The 18,362-nt window shown below is 59.1% G+C and carries 12 protein-coding genes, 1 tRNA gene and 1 rRNA gene; 10 read left to right on the forward strand and 4 right to left on the reverse strand.

Translation table 11 applies throughout. The features are described 5' to 3' along the window. The 9 genes from rrf to GT571_RS08375 all read left to right on the forward strand — a co-directional run. Positions 1-109, forward strand: a 5S ribosomal RNA gene (gene rrf / locus GT571_RS08335); the annotation flags it as partial. A 173-nt stretch (positions 110-282) separates the two neighbouring features. Continuing rightward, positions 283-822, forward strand: a complete 540-nt coding sequence (gene acpS / locus GT571_RS08340; RefSeq protein ID WP_161156602.1) for a holo-ACP synthase — start codon at positions 283-285, stop codon at positions 820-822. Beyond that, positions 823-2,439, forward strand: coding sequence for an NAD(P)H-hydrate dehydratase (locus GT571_RS08345; protein WP_082222952.1), 1,617 nt, complete (start codon positions 823-825; stop codon positions 2,437-2,439). It abuts the gene before it with no gap. Positions 2,440-2,441: 2 nt separating this feature from the next. Further along, positions 2,442-3,587, forward strand: a complete 1,146-nt coding sequence (alr, locus tag GT571_RS08350) for an alanine racemase (RefSeq protein WP_035137770.1) — start codon at positions 2,442-2,444, stop codon at positions 3,585-3,587. A gap of 8 nt (positions 3,588-3,595) precedes the next feature. Continuing rightward, positions 3,596-4,216 carry a uracil-DNA glycosylase gene (locus tag GT571_RS08355; RefSeq protein WP_006235848.1) on the forward strand — a complete coding sequence of 207 codons (621 nt, stop codon included), beginning with the start codon at positions 3,596-3,598 and terminating at the stop codon, positions 4,214-4,216. 12 nt (positions 4,217-4,228) lie between these two features. Further along, positions 4,229-4,735 carry a tRNA (adenosine(37)-N6)-threonylcarbamoyltransferase complex ATPase subunit type 1 TsaE gene (gene tsaE / locus GT571_RS08360; RefSeq protein WP_006235849.1) on the forward strand — a complete coding sequence of 169 codons (507 nt, stop codon included), beginning with the start codon at positions 4,229-4,231 and terminating at the stop codon, positions 4,733-4,735. Then, positions 4,722-7,106 carry a tRNA (adenosine(37)-N6)-threonylcarbamoyltransferase complex transferase subunit TsaD gene (gene tsaD, locus GT571_RS08365; protein WP_161156604.1) on the forward strand — a complete coding sequence of 795 codons (2,385 nt, stop codon included), beginning with the start codon at positions 4,722-4,724 and terminating at the stop codon, positions 7,104-7,106. Before tsaE ends, tsaD begins: the two co-directional genes overlap by 14 nt. 810 nt (positions 7,107-7,916) lie before the next feature. Further along, the gene (locus tag GT571_RS08370; RefSeq protein WP_161156606.1) at positions 7,917-9,806 is read left to right on the forward strand and encodes a carbon starvation CstA family protein; all 1,890 of its coding nucleotides are present in this window, start codon (positions 7,917-7,919) and stop codon (positions 9,804-9,806) included. Between the two features lie 184 nt (positions 9,807-9,990). Beyond that, complete coding sequence (locus GT571_RS08375) at positions 9,991-12,162, forward strand: hypothetical protein (RefSeq protein WP_161156608.1); 2,172 nt, start codon at positions 9,991-9,993, stop codon at positions 12,160-12,162. 338 nt (positions 12,163-12,500) lie between these two features. Here GT571_RS08375 and GT571_RS08380 read toward each other — a convergent pair. The 4 genes from GT571_RS08380 to GT571_RS08395 all read right to left on the reverse strand — a co-directional run bounded on the left by GT571_RS08380 (position 12,501) and on the right by GT571_RS08395 (position 17,247). Continuing rightward, positions 12,501-12,575: transfer RNA gene (locus GT571_RS08380), tRNA-Gln, on the reverse strand. Positions 12,576-12,613: 38 nt separating this feature from the next. Next, positions 12,614-13,519 carry a peptidoglycan-binding domain-containing protein gene (locus GT571_RS08385; protein ID WP_192934682.1) on the reverse strand — a complete coding sequence of 302 codons (906 nt, stop codon included), beginning with the start codon at positions 13,517-13,519 and terminating at the stop codon, positions 12,614-12,616. Positions 13,520-13,657: 138 nt separating this feature from the next. After that, on the reverse strand, positions 13,658-14,671 hold the full coding sequence (locus GT571_RS08390) for a polyprenyl synthetase family protein (RefSeq protein WP_161156610.1): 1,014 nt from the start codon (positions 14,669-14,671) through the stop codon (positions 13,658-13,660). 125 nt (positions 14,672-14,796) lie between these two features. Then, positions 14,797-17,247 (reverse strand): PTS transporter subunit EIIC, encoded by a 2,451-nt coding sequence (locus GT571_RS08395; protein WP_161156612.1) that lies wholly within the window; start codon positions 17,245-17,247, stop codon positions 14,797-14,799. A gap of 224 nt (positions 17,248-17,471) precedes the next feature. Here GT571_RS08395 and GT571_RS08400 point away from each other — a divergent pair, with 224 nt between their 5' ends. Continuing rightward, positions 17,472-18,191, forward strand: coding sequence for a GntR family transcriptional regulator (locus GT571_RS08400; RefSeq protein ID WP_161156614.1), 720 nt, complete (start codon positions 17,472-17,474; stop codon positions 18,189-18,191). Positions 18,192-18,362: the final 171 nt, after the last annotated feature.

The raw sequence follows: 18,362 nt of genomic DNA on the forward strand, positions 1-18,362 counted from the left end.
GCCAGAGCATGGGGGGCACGCCCGGTCCCGTTCCGAACCCGGAAGCTAAGCCCCATCGCGCCGAGAGTACTGCGGGGTCAGCCCGTGGGAGGCCAGGGCGCCGCTGACCGGTGGACGGCACCGAGCCGTCATCGAACTTGGAAGGGGGAGGCCTCGCGGCCTCCCCTTTTTTTGCGTTTAAGGGCTTTTGTCTCACATAGTAGCTGTGTTTTATAACCCTCGTTTGTCGCATCTTCTGTGAACGGGCTACAATAACTTAGTCTGTGCGATATGGAGGTGAACATGGCTGAAGCTGGTATCGGCGTTGATATCGTCGAGATTTCCCGTATGAAATCAATTCTTGAAAAGACGCCGTCGTTTGCTCGGCGTGTGTTTACCGAAGAAGAGCGTGCGTATTGTGATGCATCATCGCGTCCCGCTGCTCACTATGCCAGCCGCTTTGCTTCGCGCGAGGCGGTACTTAAAGCTCTTGGCACGGGTTTTAGTCAAGGCGTTGGTCGCAAGGATGTTTCGGTTACGCGTGATAAACTCGGCAAACCGAAGGCGCTGCTTTCGGGCCGTGCTCTCGAGATCGCTCAAGAGCTGGGTGTTGTTGAGGTCGCTCTTTCCATTACGCTTACAGGAGACTTAGCCGTTGCGAATGCCATCGCGATTACCGAAGATGCTCGGCCTAAGCCAAAAGAGGTAAAGGTGAGCACCAAGAAACGCGTAGCGCAGACATTTAAAGAGGCTCGCTCTGTTTTAGATGAGCTTGAGCAGCTGCAGAATTCAGCATTGACGGAGCACCTGGGCGATGCTTCGCAAGATACGCTAGGAGCATAGATGAAACCGGTTTTGAGTACCGAAGAAGTCGTTCGTCTCGAGGATATCATCGAACGCGAAGGGACTTCGAAGGCCGAGCTTATGGAGCTAGCGGGTGAGTTTGCCGCCAATGAGGTCTTGAAGCTCAATCCCGATCGGGTTCTCGTTCTGGTCGGTTTTGGTAATAATGGCGGCGACGGTTGGGTTGCCGCCGATATTCTGAGCCATAAGGGTGTGGACGTCGATATCGTTTCTCCGGTTGAGCCGGATGAGATTCCTGCTGCTCTGGCACGTCATGTTGCTCGTCGTACTGCCGGCCGCGATGTGCACGTTTGCGTCGGCCCCTCGCGTGACGAACTCGAGGTTTTGATCGATAAGGCCGATGTTGTTGTCGATGCCATTTTTGGTACCGGTTTCCACGGGAATCTGCGTGCGCCGTTCTCCATCTGGATTCCTACGGTCAATGAATGCGCCGATTGTGTCGTATCCATTGATGTCCCCTCGGGCCTGAATGCCGAGACGGGCGTTGTTGATGACGACTGCATTCGTGCCGAGCATACGGTGACGATGATTGCGCCCAAGATTGGTCTGTATAGCGCTGATGGCCCTGAGTATGCTGGCGATTTGATCTGCGGCAATCTTTACGACCGTCTTGACGAGGTCATCGATGATGTCGACCACGCCGCCGAGATTGTCGAGCCCGGTGACTTAGTTGATTACTTTGCTCCACTACCTACGAATATCGATAAGTATTCCCGTGGCTCTGTGCTTATTGTCGCCGGATCTGCGCAATATCCTGGTGCTGCCATTATGGCGGCCAAGTCTGCAGCTCGCGCGGGTGCTGGTTACGTGGCAGTCGCGGCTCCTGACGCCTGCGCCAATCTTATTCGCATGGCACTTCCTTCGATTCCCGTCTTTGCTATTCCGTCTGATTCCCGCGGCTCCTTTGGCGCCGCTGCGCGCATGACTGTGTGCGAGATTGCAAAGAAGTACAGCTGTGTACTGTGCGGTCCCGGTATGACGACATCTGCTGGCGCTATGCAGGTGGTTTCGGGCTTGCTCGAGCTTGATGTGCCGCTTATTTTGGACGCCGATGCACTCAACTGCCTTGCTAAGATTGCCATTGACGGTATTGATAGTAATCCCGAGATGTATCGTCGCGAGCAGCCGTTGGTTATGACGCCGCACTATCGTGAGCTTTCGCGTCTGGTTGCCGGTGACGAGGTGAACGACCTTGGTACCGCGATTGCGGCTGCGCAGAAGGTTGTCTGGGCTGCAGGCTCCGACAATCTGGTGGTCATTGCCAAGGGGCCGACGACGGCTATCTGTGGCGTTGAGCGTGTGCTGCTGCCGCTCTCGGGTCCGGCTTCTCTGGCAACTGCCGGTTCGGGTGATGTTCTCGCGGGTATTTTGGCCGGCACGCTTGCCACCATGCGCGACGAGATGGATCGTTGGGAGTTGCTGTATTCGTACGCCGTCGCACTTCACAGCTACGCCGGTTTTGCCGCGGCGACGGAGTATGGTGAGAAGAGCGTCATCGCGACCGATCTTATCGACTTGATCGGTCCTGCCATGGAGCTGGCGGCAAAGGATGCGCTCGAAGATCTGGGAATCATGGACGAAGGGTCGGATGACTAATCATGAACAAAGCCGATTTGACGCGCTGGTCCTGGGTCGAGATCGACCGCGGGGCGCTCCGCCGCAACACGAGGGCCTATAAGAACTTGCTGAATCCACGTCAGCGCCTGTGCTGCGTGGTCAAGGCCGATGCTTATGGTCATGGAGCTGTTGAGTGCGCCAAGATCATGTATTCGGCCGGTGCCGACATGTTTGCCGTGGCGACGGTTAACGAGGGCGTTGAGCTCCGACAGGGCGGGATTACGAAACCCATCCTCATCCTAAGCGAGCCGCCTATCGAGGCCATTCCGACGTTGCTCGAGTTTGATATCATGCCCTCGGTCTATACGTCTGACTTTGCTCTTGCGTATGGCGAATGTGCCGTCGCGGCGGGCAAAGTGGGTAAGTATCATCTCGCCATCGAGACGGGCATGAATCGTATCGGCGTTCACTACACGCAGGTGCTCGACTTTGTCCGCGGTATAAATTTCCATCGCGGTATTCAGTGCGACGGCGTATTTACGCACTTCGCCACGGCCGATGAACCTTCGGGCTGGGACTACAAGCTGCAGTGTCAGCGCTTTACCGAGGCCGTTCAGGCCATTAAGGATGCGGGTTTTGAGTGCGGTATCGTGCACTGCGCCAACACGCCGTCCTCGATGCTCGATCCCTCGATGCATTTTGATATGATCCGCGCCGGCGTTGGCTTGTATGGCATGCAGCCGTGCGAGCTGAGTGGCCGCGTGATGCAGCTTGATCCCGTTATGAGCGTCCATGCGCGTGTGACGCGCGTGGCACACCCTGCGATGGGTGAGGGCGTGGGCTACGGTTTTACCTACCGCGTACCGCGTACGCGCGTTCAGATCTGCACGCTGCCGATCGGTTATGCCGATGGCCTATCGCGTACGCTTTCCAATCGTATGGATGTGCTGTATCGCGGCGAGCGCGTGCATCAGGTTGGCAATATCTGCATGGACCAGTTTATGGTCGCCATTCAGTCCAACCCGGCACACGAGATTCCCGAGGCCGAGTATGGTGACGAGATGATCATTGTCGGCCGCGATGGCGATGCCGAGATCACTATGGACGAGATGGCCCGACTGCGCGGAACGATTAACTACGAGGTCGCCTGCGGCTTTGGCATGCGTCTCGACAAGGTCTACGTGTAGGAGCCGCTATGGGCGTCATGCACATCCCCGGCCATACCCATCAGGCACCACGTGAGGTCGCACTCGAGGAAATTGAGGCCGTTCTGGGCGATTGTCACCTCTGCCAGCTCTACCAGTCGCGTCACAATATCGTGTTTGGCGTGGGAAACCCTCGCGCTCGCGTCATGTTTATCGGTGAGGCGCCGGGTCGCAACGAGGATTTGCAGGGCGAGCCCTTTGTGGGGGCGGCAGGCGAGGACCTCAACGGCATTTTGTCGCTGGCGGGGCTCAAACGCGAGGACGTCTATATCGCCAACGTGCTTAAGTGCCGCCCGCCGGGAAACCGCAATCCGCGTCCCGAGGAAGTGCTGGCTTGCTCGCCGTTTTTGCGTGAGCAGATTCGAAGCATCTGGCCTGATATTATCGTGACGCTCGGCAACCCCGCGACGCACTTTGTGCTTAAGACCGAGATTGGCATTACTAAGCTGCGCGGCAGGTTCCACCAGATGGGGCATTTTGTAGTAATGCCCACTTTTCATCCGGCAGCAGCGCTGCGCAATCCGGCGTGGCAGGAGCTGCTGGAGGAAGACTTTAAGATGCTGGGCGATTATCTGGAGCGACATCCCGCACCAGAGGACGCCTCGGAATAATAAGGAGCATATATGTCCCTGGAGCGCCTGGGGGTAGGTACTTACAAAACGACTTGCGCTGCCGATACGGAGTACTTTGGCGAGCTAATTGCACCGTGCCTTGAGGACGGCGATGTGCTCATCCTGACCGGTGGCCTGGGAGTGGGCAAAACTCACTTTACCAAGGGCGTCTCGCGCGGGCTGGGCGATGGGCATATGGTTACGAGTCCTACGTTTGCGCTCATGGCCGTTCACGATCAAGGTCGTATTCCGCTGTTTCACTTTGATCTATACCGCCTGGAGCATGCCTACGAGCTCGAGGATACGGGCATTTTCGATGTGCTGGGCTATGAGGGTGCTTGCCTGCTGGAATGGGGCGAACAATTCCAGGACGAGCTGACGGATGAGTATCTTTCGGTGACGCTCAAGCGTGATGAGGGCGACAGCGATGTGCGAACGATAACGCTTGAGGCGCACGGTGACCGCGCAATGGAGCTTTCCCATTTGATTGATAAGGCTGTACAAGATGAGCTTGCATAACGACAACGCGCTGGTGGTGGCGCTCGATACCTCGACCGACATGCTTGCCTGCGCGGCAAGCTGGATTGATGGGCAGACGGGCGAGACGAAGCTCGTGAGTGGCGACCACATGTGTCGCCGTCACGCCAACGTTGAGCTCGTGAATACCGTTGATGGCGTGCTGGCTCAAGCCGGTCTGGATCGCAGCGATGTTGGTTGCTATGTGGTCGGTCGCGGCCCGGGGTCCTTTACGGGTGTGCGCATCGGCATCTCCACTGCCAAGGGCCTCGCGCGTGGTGCCAATGTTCCGCTGCTGGGCGTGTCGACGCTCGACGCTTGCGCTTGGACGGCGTGGAAGGCTGGCGTGCGCGGCAAGCTTGGTATCTTGGCCGATGCTATGCGCGGTGAGGTATATCCGGCGCTGTATATGCTGGTCGATGAGGGTCCCGAGCGTCAATTTGAGCGCGAACACGTGGTCAAGGCCGCCGTGGCGCTCGATGAGTGGCGCCGAGCAGCGGACTGGGACCAGGTTCAGCTGACCGGTGACGGTCTCGTGCGCTATGGCAAGCTGCTGGGTGAGGACGAGACCGCCCGCTGCGTGGAGCGCGACCTGTGGTGGCCTTCGGGCGAGGGCTTGCTGCTCGCGCACGCTGCGGGTGACGGCGATCCGGCCCGCGTCCTGCCGATTTACACGCGCCTTTCGGATGCCGAGGAAAACGAGCGCAAGCGTCTTGGTCTTGCCGAGAGTGCGCAGAGCGGAATTACGGGCGTTGCCGATGAGCTCGCCGGTCGTCATCTGCAGTTCCGTCCCATGGGCGCGGCGGATGCCGAGGGCGCGAGCGCGCTGGAGGCTGCCTGCTTTGAAGGTGCCGGACACGAGGCGTGGACGCCGGGCATGTTCCTGTCCGAACTGGGCGAGGACGTCGCTGCGCCGCGTAGTTGGTGGGTGGCACACGACGACGGCAAGCTACTGGGCCTTGCCGGCGGTATGGTCGTGGACGGTGATGTGCAGATTCTGGATGTCGCCGTCGATCCGGCACATCGCCGTGAGGGCATTGCCCGCAAGCTGCTGTCGCATGTGAGCTATGATGCCCAGATGCTCGGCTGCACCACGGCTTCGCTCGAGGTCGAGGACGGCAATGAGGGCGCGATTGCGCTCTATAACGCTCTGGGCTTTACCGAGGCAGGACGGCGCCGCGGCTACTATGGTGCCGGCAAGGATGCCATCGTCATGACGGCCCCGCTGCCCCTGGTGCTTCCGGTCGACAATGCTTCGCCCGAGCCGACGGCGGCAGAGCAGCGCGTATGGCCGCTGCCTGCGCCTGGGCGCTCCGAGGGAGAGCGTGCCGAAATTGAGCGCCGCCGCCTAGTGCTCGCTATCGAGAGTTCCTGCGACGAGACGGCCGTGGCGATTATCGATGCGGATGGCAATATGCTGGCCAACCAGGTGTCGACACAGATTGATTTCCATGCCCGCTTTGGCGGCGTGGTGCCCGAGATCGCCTCGCGCAAACACGTTGAGGTGATTGTGAGTGTCGTGGATGCGGCGCTCGAGGATGCCGCAGCATCGCTTGGTCTTGAGGGTGGAGCCATTGCTCCCAGCGAGCTTGCCGCCGTGGGCGTGACACAGGGTCCGGGCCTGGTGGGCGCCCTCGTGGTGGGCGTTGCCTTTGCCAAAGGCTTTGCCTACGCTGCCGGTAAGCCGCTCGTATGCGTCAACCATCTGGAGGGGCACCTGTTTGCCAACTTGCTGGCGCAGCCCGACCTCAAGCCGCCGTTCATCTTCACGCTTGTCTCGGGCGGGCATACCATGCTCGTGCACGTGAAGGCATGGGGCGACTACGAGGTCCTTGGTGAGACGCTCGACGATGCTGTGGGCGAGGCCTTCGACAAGGTAGCCAAGGCGTTGGGTCTGGGCTATCCCGGTGGCCCCATCATTTCCAAGCTGGCCGAGACGGGCAACCCCAAGGCGATCGATTTCCCCCGTGCGCTTAACAGCAGAGGAGACTATCGCTTCTCGCTTTCGGGCCTTAAAACCGCTGTGACGCTCTACATTGAACAGGAGACCAAGGCCGGGCGCACGATTCATCTGCCCGATCTGGCAGCTTCGTTTGAGGCAGCTGTCTTTGACGTGCAGTACAAGAAGGCCAAAAACGCATTGCACGCTACCGGATGCAAGGAATACTGCATCGGTGGCGGCGTCTCGGCCAACCCGCATCTGCGCGAGATGATGATCAAGAAGCTTGGGCGTCAGGGGATTCGCGTAACGGTGCCGCCCTTGTCTGCCTGTACCGATAACGCAGCCATGATTGCGGAGGTCGCTCGCCGTAAATTCGACCGAGGTGAAATCTCGCCGTTCGACGTCGACGCCGATCCAAACATGACGCTGTAGCTGGTACGGCGCGGTCCCCGGACGGAGGGGCCGGATATAAGGTTTCCTGCTCTACAGTCCTGCGCAAGACGAAGGCCACATTAAGTGGCCTTCTTTGCGTGCGGAACTCGCGATAAACCTTATATCCGGCCCCTCCGTCCGGGGACCTTTCTGTATCGATATAGCTTCTGGGCTGGTTTGGCGTCGACAACGTCCAGCAAGGTTAACAAGCCAGCGTCGAATTTCCGGCGTGCTTTAGCTGAAAGAAAAAGTTGGTGTGCGGAGCTTTGCTCCGCACATTTGGGATGGGAGCCCCTGAGAGCCGCGGGAGCCGGGCGGCGCATATGAACTTTATCGCGAGTTCCGCACGCAAAGGAAAGCACTTAATGTGCTTTCCGTCTTGCGCAGGACTGTAGAGCAGGAAAGTTCATATGCGCCGCCCGGCTCCCGCGGCTCTCAGGGGCATCTCTCATGCAAAAACTGTCGTGGGGTAAAGTCCGAGGTCAATGGCGTTTTATACCGAGAAATTCAAAAAAGTTGAAAATTCATTACAAATTTGCGTTGACTTTAGGTAACTAAAGTTTCATACTCCTTTTCAACCACTGGGGGATGTGAACACGCACGGATCGTTCACATCATGATTGAAGAGGATTTCTTAGACATGTTCACGCATCAGCTAAACATTATCAGCGTAGTAATTATCTGATGCGGGTTAGCACATACAGCTGGCCCGTACGATAACGGGCGGCTGATGAAGATGAGGGCCGTCGAGCGCAACCGACGGCCCTCATTTTTTATGTCTAGGAAGTTCTTTTTAGAGGAGGAAATGTAATGAACGGAGTTTTGCTCATGGTTGTGGCCGCGGCGGTGCTCGCCTGCGGCTATCTGGGCTATGGCCGCTGGCTGGCCAACAAGTGGGGCGTTGACAAAGAGGCCCTCACGCCGGCCAAGCGCATGAAGGACGGCAAGAGCTTCTCGCCCGTCTCCGCCTTCACCGCGTTCTCGCACCAGTTCAGCTCGATCTGCGGTGCTGGCCCTGTCACGGGTACGATCGTCGCCATGGCCTTTGGCTGGCTGCCTGTCGTGCTCTGGGTCCTCATCGGCGGCATCTTCTTTGGCGCCGTCCACGACTTTGGTGCCCTGTACGCTTCGATGAAGAACAACGGCAAGTCGCTCGCTCAGCTCATCGAGAAGTACATCGGCAAGACCGGCCGTCGCCTGTTCCTGCTGTTCTGCTGGCTGTTCTGCATCATCGTCATCGCCGCCTTCACCGACATGGTCTGCAAGACGTTCATGTTCACCCCGGCCGTTGACGCTTCTGGTGCTGCTACCGGTGCCATCGACTTCACCAAGTCCTATGCCGCCGGCTGCGCTGGTACCATCTCCATCCTGTTCACCTTCGTCGCTATCGCCTTTGGTTGGGCCCAGAAGAAGTTCAACCTCACCGGCGCTGCCGAGTTCGTCACCGGCGTGGTCCTCATGGTTCTCATGTTCGCCGTCGGTATGCAGTTCCCGGTCTACCTGGATAAGTTCCAGTGGTTCGCCGTCGTCATGGTCTACCTGGTCTTCGCTGGCGCTATGCCCATCCAGATGCTCAAGACCCCGCGTGACTACCTCACTTCCATCATGATGATCGTCATGATCGTCTGCGCTGTCCTCGGCATCGTCGTCCTGGGCGTCAACGGTCAGGCCACTATCACCGCTCCGGTCTTCACCGGCTTCTCCACTGCCTCCGGCATGATGTTCCCGGTCCTGTTCGTCTCCGTCGCTTGCGGTGCTCTCTCCGGTTTCCACAGCCTCGTTTCTTCCGGCACCTCTTCTAAGCAGGTCGAGAAGGAGCAGGACGCCGTCAAGGTCGGTTACGGCGCCATGATCGTCGAGTCCTTCGTCGGCATCCTTGCCATCATCGTCGCCGGCATCATGTTCTCCGACATGAACACCGCCGGTACCGGCGCCCTCAACGCCGGTGTCGCTTCCACCCCGTTCCAGATCTTCGCCGCTGGCATCTCCCGCGGTATGCAGGCCTTCGGTGTTGACGGCACGCTCGCTACCGTCTTTATGACCATGAACGTCTCCGCTCTGGCCCTGACCTCGCTCGACGCCGTCGCCCGCATCGCCCGCACCTCGTTCTCCGAGTTCTTTGCCCAGACCAACGATGCCCTGGCCATCGAGTCCAAGGCCGGCTATATGAAGGTCCTCGGCAACCCCTGGTTCGCCACGGTCGTTACCTTGCTTCCTGGTCTCGCCCTCGCTTTTGGTGGCTATGCCAACATCTGGCCGCTCTTTGGTGCTTCCAACCAGCTGCTCGGCGGCATGACCATGATCACCCTCGCCGTGTTCTGCAAGTGCACCGGCCGCAAGGGCTGGATGCTCTATGTGCCCGTCGTCTTCCTGCTCTGCTGCACCTTCACCTCGCTGGTCCAGAGCGCCATGGGCTGCATGACCGCCGTCCAGGCCTACGGTTTCTTCGGTACCATCCCGGCTACCGCCACCACGGCCGCCGTCTCCGTCGCAGCCACCAAGGGCCTGCAGCTCGTCTTTGCCGTCCTGCTGATGGTCCTGGGCCTCATCGTTGCCGTTAACTGCCTCAAGGAGTTCTTCGGCAAGGAGGCCGGCTCCATGCCCGACGAGGAGCCCGAGTGGTCCGAGATGGGCAAGGCCGAGTACGGCCGCGCCGCTGCCGCTGAGGCTCCCGTCGACGCCGAGGCCGCCAAGGCTTAGTTGACCTGACGAGTTGAACGTCACATCTATATGACTTGGAAAGACCGGGCCCGCGACTTCGCGGGCTCGGTCTTTTTTTCATGCAAAAGCGGGTGACGCTCGAGTGTTCTCGCAGATGTTTTGCGTGGATAAGGGCGCGCGTTGTACCATATAGACGTATATGTGTGCATATGAAAGGGGCCCCGTGGCCAAGACGGTATATTCCGATAACCAAAATAATGTCGATGCCCTGGCTGAACGTCTGAGCAGCCAGACGTCGCTTTCTGCCGAGCGTGCCAAGCTGGTTGCCTACGACCTGCTCTGCCGCAAGGCGCTCAAGATTAAGTCGAGTGCGCTGGCGCAGATTTTCCGCTCCGTCGATAAGGAATGTGACACCAAGGCGATGCGCGATGAGCTTATCGCGGCAAATATCGTGACAAAGATCGAGGGTAGCGGCATTAACGGGCGCCCGGCGTTCTATACCATCAATGCCGAGATCCGCGATGCCCAGGAGCAACCTGCCGAGTCCGTCGAGGATTTTGTCGTCGAGGATTCCGCTGACGTGCCTGCTGTGGAAGAAGCTGCTCCGCGTGAGCATGTCGATACCGATGAGTTGCTCGATGAGAACGTCGTGCGTGCCTTTACGGCCAAGGCAGGACGCGGCGGTTTTGGCGGGGGCGGCAAGCGCGATGCGCAGCGCCGCGCCCAGCAGGAGCGCTTCCGTCGCGCCGTTGCTCAAAAGGGTGAGACGGATGCTGAGGCCGTCGAGGAAAAGTCCGTCGGGATGCAGGAGCCGACTCGCACTCAAGAGCATGCTGAGATCCAGGAGCCCAAGCGTCGCCGCGGTGCCCATTTTAAGGCCGAGCAGCGAGGTATTGCGTGCGAGGTCCAGGATTCCGTCGAGGCTGCTGACGCGTCCGATGAACTGGCCAAGAAGGCTCCGGGTTCATGCCGTCCCGGACGTTGTTTTGCGGGGCGTGCGTATCCCGTAAGGCGTCAGGAGAAGAGCGAGCCGGCTTCGGCCACTCAGGACGAGAAGGCCATTGAGCCGGCGGCTCGCGAACAGAAGCCTGTTGAGCCGCAGCTTGAGGTTGATGCCGAGGCCAAGGGCCAGCAGCCTACTGATGAGCAGGCGGAGCAGGGCGCGTCGAGCAAGCCTCGCCGCCGTCGCCATCGTGGGGGCCGCAGTTCCCATGCCGAGACTGCAGCCGAGAAGACCACGCCGCAGGACGAGGATGCGAAGGTCGAGGTTTCATCGGGGCAGCCTAAGCGCCAGCCAGCGAAGGAGAGTAAGTCCGATCGTCCGCAGAAGCAGGCGCCTATGCCGAAGCGCGAGCGCAATTCCCAAGGCGATTCTAAGCGCAAGTCTCAGAAGAAGCCGGAGTCTACCGCAGCAGATACCGCTGCCCAGCAGCCCAAGTCGGCAGTCCACGGCGAGGTCTCGGCGTTTGCCCTTGCCCGCGTTTTAGGCAGGCAGCTGCTCAAAGTTGTCCCTACGCCTACGGCGCTCTCTAAGATCAAGGAGCAGCAGACACAGATCGTAAAGGTCGAGGGCAAGGACGGCAAAAAGGCTCCGCAGCGCACTCAGCACAACGAGATGTCCAACCGCAAGATTGCCGAGGAAATCGCAATCATCCAGGCTTGGATCGAGCAGAACCGAGGTGCCGATACGCCGGTTGCCTCGCGCCGCCAGCGTGCCTACCAGATCTTTAACGACGAGAAGGCTTTTGACGGCAAGCACGGTGAGCGCCTGATCAGACGTATGACCGAAAAGGGCATTAGCATGCAGGCGATCAAGGTCGCCCCCAATCGCCCCGTGCACTTTACGGGCTTCTTTACGCTGGGTGCCGACAAGCCGTTCATTATGGTCGAGAACCTGGATACCTACGACGAGATCGTCAAGCTCCTGCGCGGACGCAAACATGCCAAGCTCTTTGGTACCAAGGTGGGCGGCGTGATTTTTGGCGGCGGCTGCAAGGCGAGCGTCTCGCACGCACTGGATGATTATCTGGCTGAGATTGGCTATCGCTTTAACTACGTCTACTACGTGGGTGATATCGATCGCGAGGGCGCGCGCATCGTCGAGCAGGCTCGCAATGCCAATGTGGTTGAGATTCGCCTGCATGCCGGCATGTACCGCGCCATGCTCGCCGAGCATAAGCGTCGCGTGAAGGCCGGCGGCGAGTGCGAGCCCGCGGCTGCCAACCAGGGCGTGCCGCAGAACCTGGCAGCGACGATCAAGGATCTGCCCATGGTTACGCGCGTGCAGTTCCGCAACGTGCTACGTGAAGGCGGGCGCATTCCGCAGGAGATTCTGATGACCGCAGACTATCGGGATGGCGACTCGGGAAGCTTCGACCGCATGCTGAACAACTAGATTCTGCCGGCCCCGGGAGAGCGGGGACACCGGCTTAGGTTTCCTGCTCTACAGTCCTGCTCACGACGGAGGCCACATTAAGTGGCCTCCTGTTCGTGCGGAACTCGCGATAAACCTAAGCCGGTGTCCCCGCTCTCCCGGGGCCTGTGGTTACTTGGTTGTTGCATGCGGCTCGCTTTTCGGAACAGGGCTGATAATTCTAGATGCAAGGCGCTCTTGGTCGTTATGGGCCTGGGGCGTCTGTCTTATATAGGTAGATTCCTTGCGGGTTCGAATCCCTCCGCTTGCCCACAAGAAAGCGCCCTGAGCCGTTATGGGCTCAGGGCGCTCAATTTTAATGGCTGGGACGGAGGGATTCGAACCCCCAACAGCCGGCACCAAAAACCGGAGTTCTACCGTTGAACTACGTCCCAATGTGTGGTGTTGCCCAAAAGCAACTCGTTTAGTTTACCTAATCTGCGAGGGCATCGCAAACGCCATCGAGCAGGCGTACGGCGAGTGTCTGCGCGTCGCTGGCCGTGAAGGTGCCGTTGTAGCGCGTCATGCCCGTTAGCTCAATGCGAATGCGTGCCGGCTTCTGCTGCGCGGCGACATTGGCAGTGCGGATGCGCTGGGCCAGGTTGTGGCACTCGGCGAGGGCAATCGTGGCGCGCGGTGCGGCGTCGGCGGGCAGCTCGTCGCTTGCAATCTCGAGCACCAGGTCAACGTCGGTTGGGACCTCGGAGTCGCAGAGCATCATGCCGCTGTTGTCGGTCGTTGCCGTGGCGATATTCCACATGCGCGACGCAACACTGCGTGCGATGGGGTCCTCGCCGATAACGGCAATCTGGAAGCGCTCGAGCACGTTGGCGGCGCGAGCAAAACCGATGCGGGACTCGGCTTCGGTGACCGAGGGCTTGCCCTCCCACACATGGTGCAGGCGGTTGATGTAGGCGTAGGTGTCCTGGAAGGCCATGCCGTCGGCAAACAGGCCGACATTTTCCTGGAACTGCTGCAGGGCGGCCTCGGTATGCGGACCAAAGTAGCCGTCGTCTTCACCACAGGCAAAGCCCAAAACGTTGAGAGCGCGCTGCAGGGCCTGCACATCGGCGCCATGGAAATTGGGCATGCGCAGATAGAGGGTGCGGTCGCCCAGCTTATACGAAGCGTCTACAAGGGCGCTCCAGCAGGGGATATCGACGGCATGACCGGCAGCAAGGCCGCTGTCGAGCCTGAAGGTGCTGACGGCCTGCTCAGTGGTGGCTCCAAAGCACTTGTCGGTGACTTCGGCGGCATCAATCGTGTAGCCGAGCTGCAGGAGACGAGACTGCACGTCCTCGACGGCTGCTCCTTGCATGCCCGTTGTAATAGGTTCCATGAACGAACCCCTTTCGGCGTACCATTCGTACTATTTGAGCGTCTGTCGGATAGACAACGCAAAGGGATGCATAAACATGCACTCAACAGTGTAGCAAGTTGTGCCTAAATACGCTGCTGACAGGTTTTATAACCCCCGCTAGTTAAGGCGCTCCACAAAGAAATCTGCCATGGAGAGGAACAGTTCACGTGCATGCGGGTCGAGCGAAACGTCCTCGATGGCCGCTTTGGCCTTGGCGGTCAGGTCGAGCGCATAAGTGTGGGCGTAATCGATAGAGCCGGTCTCCTGGAAGATCTCCACGGCGCGCGCGAGCTGCGCGGGGTCCTCGGTGCCCGAGGAGAGGATTGCTTCAATCTCGTCGTGATGGCGCTTATCAGACAGGGCGTGCACGGCGACGAGCGTGCGCTTACCCTCGGTGATGTCGGTGCGGAAGTCCTTGTTGGCGGCCTCCTTGGTACCGATCAAGTTGAGCAGATCATCTTGAATCTGGAAGGCAAGGCCCGTGTGCAGGCCAAAGGCGCGTAGCGCCTCAATTTGCTCCTCGCTGCCTCCGCCAATGATGGCTCCGGTGGCAAGCGGCGTCGCTCCGCTGTAGTACGCGGTCTTGTGCGTCGCCATGTCCAGGTAATCGTCGACCGAGATGTCGAAGCGTGCGTCACGGACCCAGCCCAAGTCGAGCGCCTGACCCTCGATGGTGCGGACGATCATCTCGGTGAGCTCGTGAAGTACGCGCAGCTTTACGCCTGCCTCGAGCGTTGGATCGTCGAGAACCGTCTTGGTGACCATGGTGAGCGCCAGGTCGCCGCAGTTGATGGCAAGCCCCGTGCCCTCGGTAAGGTGCATGCAGGGCTTGCCGCGGCGCAGCTGACCGTTATCGGCGATGTCGTCGTGGATGAGCGCACCCGACTGGAAATGCTCGATGGCCGCCGCGGCGCTGCGGGCGCCCTCAAAGCTGCCGCCCACTGCGGTTGCGGCGAGCATGCAGATAAGCGGGCGGTGGCGCTTGCCGGCGTTGGCCGTAAAAGCCGAGAGCGGCGCGTACAGGTAGCGCTCGATATCGGCAGAGGTCGCCTGTCCGTCAAAGAACGTGGCCAGATAGTCGTTGATCTGGTCAAAGTGCTGGGCTAAAAAGCTGGTAAACGGACTGGACACGGGTTCTCGCATTCTTTCTTAGGTTGCATCGTTGCGGTGTGCAGATACCATATTGCCACATTGGAGTTGCCGGCGCGTCTGTTTTGGCGATTTGGGGAAACGGGACGCGTTCGCGTGCCGGCTGCTTATATAAGCCTAAAGTGCTCGAGCGCCTTGACGACGCCATCTTTGTCGACCGAGTCGGTGATGTAGTCGGCGCGCTTTTTGAGATAGTCCGGCGCATTGCCCATGGCGATACCGACATCGACGGCGTTCATCAGCGAGACGTCATTGCTGGCGTCGCCGATGCCGTATACGGTTCCGTGGTGGGGGTCGAGGGTGTCGAGTACAGACTGGATGCCCCCGCGCTTCGTGCATTCGCGGGGCGAGATTTCGGTTACCTCGAGTTCGAGCTCGTTAAAGCACAGCAGCGGCTCAAGTGCCTTATCTTGAGCGATGTGGTTGGCGAGCGATGTAGACATCAAGATCTTGTAGGCACTGTAATGTTGCAGCTGCGTGACTGCGTCGCCCAGGGTGCGCGCGTATCCGGGGGCATCGGGGGCATCGGCACTCATACGCACGACGCCGTTGAGGCCCTCAAAGCGGATGACCTCGCCCGACTGCTCAAGGTAGGGGGCAAGACGCTGCAGCATACTGGGCGTCATCGACAGATCGCGAATTGCGTGTCCGTTGATCTCGGCGTAACCGCCCGCAAGACAGACGATGCCGGTCCAGGGCAGCTCAAGAAGTTTGGGGTGGATGCAGCTGAGGGTGCGCCCTGTGCAGATAAAGGCCATGTTGCCGTTGGCGACGAACTCGCGGATTGCCTGCGAAACCGCCTCGTTGGGATAGGGGGAGAGGTCCCGCTCGTCTTCGGGAAGGTCTTGGGCGAGCCTGGGGTCTTGCCACGCGAGCGTGCCGTCAATGTCGAAGAAACAGATATCGCCGTGCTTGTGGGTTGGGCTGGTGGCAGGGGAGGCCGAGGTGGTGGGCACAAATCCCGGCTCGAGGCCCATGATCTGGTCAAAATGCTCTTTAACGCGGGGAACGGAGATGCCGATGATCACCTGGGCGGTCTTGCCCGTAATGATGAGGCCCTTGGCGCCCACCGCGACAAACGACACGTTATCTGCAACGATGGAAGGGTCTGCGACCTCGACGCGCAGGCGCGTGGCGCAGTTGGTTGCGCCCACAATATTGCCAACGCCACCTAAAAGCTGAATTACCCGCTCAGCGAGGACGTGATCTTGATCGGATCGACTATTGACCTCGTCATTGGGAGATTGCTCTTTAGCAAAGCCGCTTTTCGTTAAACGATCGATTGCCGCGCGATTGGCGACATGATCCTCGCGGCCCGGCGTCTTAAGGTCATGGATCAAGATGAGTGCTCGAAAACTAACAAAAAAGATGAGGCTAAAGGCAAGGCCGATACCGAGCGCCAAAAGATAGGCACCGGCATGCGTGCGCATGAGCGGAATAAAGTTGAAGGCTGCCATCTCCATGAGGCCGCCCGAGAAGATGCCGACGATGCCAAAGAGATTCATGGTTGTGGCAAGGCAAGACGATAAGACGGCGTAGAGCAAAAAGAGCCCGGGGTGGGTGAACATAAAGAGAAACTCGAGTGGCTCGGTAACGCCGCAAACCACCGAGGCGATGATGGCGGGAACAAGGATGACCCTGAGGCCGGCGCGGCGCTCGGGTTTTGCGGTGGAGTAGAACGCGGCTGCGATGGCAGGAAGGCCAAAGAGCTTGACCCAGCCGGTGGCGGTAAAACCGGCCCACGGCGCAAGCTCATTAAGGGGGCGCGTGCTATGGGAGAGGATGGGGAGCAAGCTGCTCCACGTGGCGTAGATGCCGTCGTTAATGACCAGGTTGTCGTAGTAGATCGGCATGTAGAGCAGGTGGTGCAGCCCCATGGGCTCGAGCGCTCGCTCCAAAAACACAAAGATGCCCACGCCGAAGGGGCCGACGCTCGTAAGTGCATGGCGCAGCGTTTCGGTCATTGCGTATACGGAGGGCACGATGGCGGCCGAGATGGCGGCAAGGGCGAGCACGGCAAAAAAGCTGATGAGGTAGACCAGCGAGGAGCCCGAGAAGGTACCGAGCCAATCGGGAACCTTGGCGTCGTAGAAGCGGTCGTGGATCGCAACGACGATGGTCGAGACTGTCAGCGGTCCGATAATGCCGGTGTCGAGCGTCTTGATGCCGTCAATGACGGTGATGCCGGTGGCAGGGGCCAGGGGCGAGGGATACATGAGGCCCAGGTTATTGCCGCTGATCCCGATCATTTCACTCAAAAAGAAGCAGTAGGCAAAATAGGCCGCGAGCGCCTCGAGGCAGCAGCGCGCCGGTTGCTTTTGAGCAAGGCCGATGGGCAGCGCGATGGCAAACAGGAGCGGCAGACGCTTGAAGACCGTCCATGATCCGCGTTGGACGATGGTCCAAAAAAAGTACCAGGGCGTTCCGTATACGGCGAGGTCACCGACGATGTCTACGGTCGTGGCGAGGGCGGAGATGCCGACCATGAGGCCTGATATAGAAAACAGCATGGCGGGCGCGAACATGGCTCCGCCAAAACGTTGGATTTTCTGCAGCATAATATGCCTTCCGGGTGCAACATGCTGTGCGAGCAAGAACGTTTAAACAATGAACTCATTGTAGAGGACTGGCTGCTTGCCGCATTGACGGTTTTGATTCGGTCCGATTTGGGTTTCGGGGGAACCGTCGACGGTAAATAATCCGTGCTTTACCGATAATCGGTTTGAACAACTCCAAGAAATGCTATCGTGCCTAGCCATACATATTCATTAGAGGTGAAGTCATGCCAAAAGCGATTTACGAAGGAATCTACCGCGAGATCCGTTCGCGCATCATTAACGGGACCTATGCGTTTCAGGAGATGCTGCCAACCGAAGCCGAGCTGACCGCGGAGTTTGGCTGCACGCGCAATACCGTTCGACGCGCCTTGAGCATGCTGGCCGACCAGATGTTTGTGCAGCCTATACACGGCAAGGGCGTGCGCGTTATTTGGCTCAAGGGCGAAACCGACATGCTGGGCGCACTCGAGGAAGTCGAGTCGTTTGGCGAATTTGCAAAGCGCAACAATGCCGTTGCATCGACGGACGTTAAGTCCTTTGAACATTTGATTTGCACTGAGCAACTCTCTCGTCGCCTGGGCTTTAAGGTGGGCGAGGAGTTGATTCGCGTGGTGCGCGTCCGTAGCCTTAACGGTAGTGCTCGCCAGGTGGACCACGGCTATTTTCTGGAGTCGATCGCCAAAGGCCTGACGCCCGAGATCGCCGCAAGGTCAATTTACGACTATCTGGAGCACAAACGCGGCGTCAAGGTGATGGCGAGTCGCCGTACGGTGAGTGTCGAGCTCGCCAACGATGAGGACTGCAGCTACTTGGACCTTGGCAAATACAACTGTGTCGCCGTTATGGAAAGCCAGTCGTACACCTCGGACGGCATCTTGTTCGAGGTCACGCATGCCCGCACGCATCCCGAGATCTTCCACTACCGCGTCAACTCCAAGCGATAGCCGGCTAGCTCGCAGCCTGACGAGACTTATGCCCTCAAAGCGAAAACGCCCGGTCAAACCGACGATGCATCGGTTTGACCGGGCGTTTTCTCTGCATTCGATAACAAATAATTGTTTATACAAAACTTGTCAAGCATCAAGTTGAAATTACCGTTCACCGAAGTTTTTCTA

Source organism: Collinsella aerofaciens (assembly GCF_009876115.1).
GTDB lineage: Bacteria > Actinomycetota > Coriobacteriia > Coriobacteriales > Coriobacteriaceae > Collinsella > Collinsella aerofaciens_N.

Coding starts and splice junctions, on each gene's coding strand:
- GT571_RS08345 (WP_082222952.1), top strand. CDS start 823: ATGAAACCGGTTTTGAGTACCGAAGAAGTCGTTCGTCTCGAGGATATC.
- GT571_RS08395 (WP_161156612.1), bottom strand. CDS start 17,247: ATGCTGCAGAAAATCCAACGTTTTGGCGGAGCCATGTTCGCGCCCGCC.
- GT571_RS08355 (WP_006235848.1), top strand. CDS start 3,596: ATGGGCGTCATGCACATCCCCGGCCATACCCATCAGGCACCACGTGAG.
- GT571_RS08400 (WP_161156614.1), top strand. CDS start 17,472: ATGCCAAAAGCGATTTACGAAGGAATCTACCGCGAGATCCGTTCGCGC.
- alr (WP_035137770.1), top strand. CDS start 2,442: ATGAACAAAGCCGATTTGACGCGCTGGTCCTGGGTCGAGATCGACCGC.
- tsaE (WP_006235849.1), top strand. CDS start 4,229: ATGTCCCTGGAGCGCCTGGGGGTAGGTACTTACAAAACGACTTGCGCT.
- GT571_RS08385 (WP_192934682.1), bottom strand. CDS start 13,519: ATGGAACCTATTACAACGGGCATGCAAGGAGCAGCCGTCGAGGACGTG.
- tsaD (WP_161156604.1), top strand. CDS start 4,722: ATGAGCTTGCATAACGACAACGCGCTGGTGGTGGCGCTCGATACCTCG.
- GT571_RS08370 (WP_161156606.1), top strand. CDS start 7,917: ATGAACGGAGTTTTGCTCATGGTTGTGGCCGCGGCGGTGCTCGCCTGC.
- acpS (WP_161156602.1), top strand. CDS start 283: ATGGCTGAAGCTGGTATCGGCGTTGATATCGTCGAGATTTCCCGTATG.